This is a genomic window from Mucilaginibacter sp. P4_E8 (assembly GCF_056401495.1).
Window position 1 is genome coordinate 1 of sequence record NZ_JBFUJG010000315.1, and the last position, 2,197, is coordinate 2,197.

At 41.5% G+C, this 2,197-nt stretch carries 1 protein-coding gene; it reads right to left on the minus strand.

Annotation, left to right across the window (positions count from 1 at the left end; genetic code table 11):
• Window positions 1-369: 369 nt before the first annotated feature.
• On the minus strand, window positions 370-1,992 hold the full coding sequence (locus AC1DRQ_RS30900; protein WP_429395154.1) for an ammonium transporter: 1,623 nt from the start codon (window positions 1,990-1,992) through the stop codon (window positions 370-372).
• Window positions 1,993-2,197: the final 205 nt, after the last annotated feature.

The window sequence follows — 2,197 nt, forward strand, 5'->3', positions numbered from 1 at the left end:
CCTTTCTTGTTGGCAAAATCATATTTATAATACGCATCTACCGAACCGGTGATCACCAGTGGCGGATCAGGTGCTGCTGTTTTTGTAGTGTCCTGAGCCTTAACTGTAAAGGCCGCAATAGAAAATAAACATAAGAGTAAACTTACTTTTTTCATGATAACGATTTAATTGTTAAAATTTAGTTTGTTAATTGTTTTGGTTCTTACTTATAAGATACTGTAACACAGACACATGAATACATGTCCGATCTTTTATTGTCGGCATAAAAAATCCCTGTGCAGCTGGCTATGCCATTGCAAAAAAGCCACTAACCAGCTACACAAGGTATTACAGATCCTTTTTTTCCAAGATCTTGGTTCTTATATATTCCTAAGCCTCAGAAGGTGATTTTACACCTTTATCGAAAAGACCACTTAAGCTGATCTCTTCTTCCTGAGCCGGATAAACTTCAATACCATGGTCAAATACATCAATACCACCTAAGCCGGCTTCTCCATGTTCTTCAATTCTCAGTCTCCAAGGATTAGGTAATTTATTGATGATGTACATCATAGCAAAGCTTACTATAAATACAGCAGCCGTAATAGCAAAGCTACCTATAGCCTGTGCCTTAAGTACACCAAAACCACCACCATAAAATAAGCCGGTAACCGGAGCTGAATTGTCGGCACCTGTTGGACCAGTGGCCCCAAATTGACCAGATGCAAATAAACCTAATGATAAAGTACCCCAGATACCGTTTAAACCGTGAACAGAAACTGCACCAACCGGATCGTCGATACGGAACCACTCAATGATATAAACACCGGCAAATATGATGATACCGGCAACTCCACCTAACAGGATTGAACCCAGCGGACTTACCCAGTAACATGGGCAGGTAATTGCAACCAACCCGGCAAGAAAGCCGTTTATAGTAAAGGCCAAATCGAATTTACCTTTTGTTGGGCCCCACCAAAGCGCAGCAAGCATAGCAGCAAAACCACCGGCACAAGCAGCAAGTGTAGTATTAGCGGCAACACGGCCAATACCCTGCATATCCATTGCGGATAAGGTACTGCCCGGGTTAAAACCATACCAGCCAAACCATAATATAAAACCACCCACGGCAGCTACTAATAAGTTATGACCAGCAGGCAATCCGCCTTTTTCTTTATCATCACGGGCAAATATGCGCCCCAAACGTGGGCCTAACACCATTGCCCCAGCCAGTGAAGCAACACCACCAATGGTATGCACCACAGTTGAACCGGCAAAATCACGGAAAGGCTGCGCGCTTATTGATTGGAAGATCCCTGAAGTTCCCATGGTAGCCAGGAAACCATCCGGCCCCCAGGCCCAGTGACCAATTATTGGGTAGATAAAACCTGTAATACCTATACTGTATAAAATATCGCCACGAAAACTGGTACGACCTATCATTGCACCAGAAACAATGGTTGAGCAGGTATCGGCAAATGCGTACTGGAATATCCAGTGAGCCAAAAGCGGAATACCTGTTGCGCCATAAGTAGCAGGGGTGTTTTGTAAAAAGAACCAGTTAGTGATGGTTTTTCCATCGGCTCCAAGTCCACCCCAGCCAATAAAGCCATTGCCATTACCAAACATAAAGGCATAACCTATGGCATAAAATAATAACCCGCAAAGGCATGTATCAAAAATACATTCCATTAAAACGTTTACGGTTTCTCTTTTGCGGGCAAAGCCAGCTTCAAGCATAACAAAACCTGCCTGCATACCAAATACCAAAAAGGCAGCTACCAGGGTCCACACCGTGTTTACGGTATTGATCAGTGCCGTTTCATGAGCGGTATAAGTGTCGGCAGCATGGGCAGAAGTACCCAAAATACCGGGTAAACTTATCATAGCCCCAAGTACCAGCAATAAACCAATCATCTTTCCTGTTAAAATGGTAGCTCCCAGCGCCCATTTTTCACGTGACAGTTGTCGGACTGCACTCAGGAGGTTGTGTTTTGTAGAACTTACTTTCATTTGTTTTTTAATTTAGTTTGATTGTTTTTTAAAAGTTTAATTTAGTTTGATTGTTGTATATATAAATTTAGTTTGATTGCAACGCAAAAAATCAACAAAAACCTCCGTAAAACCACAAATACTTAATTTAAGATTACAATTTTTATGTTTTTTGTAAAAAATATAATATTTGCGGTGTTTCTGTAAATTATTTTCTGAAATTATG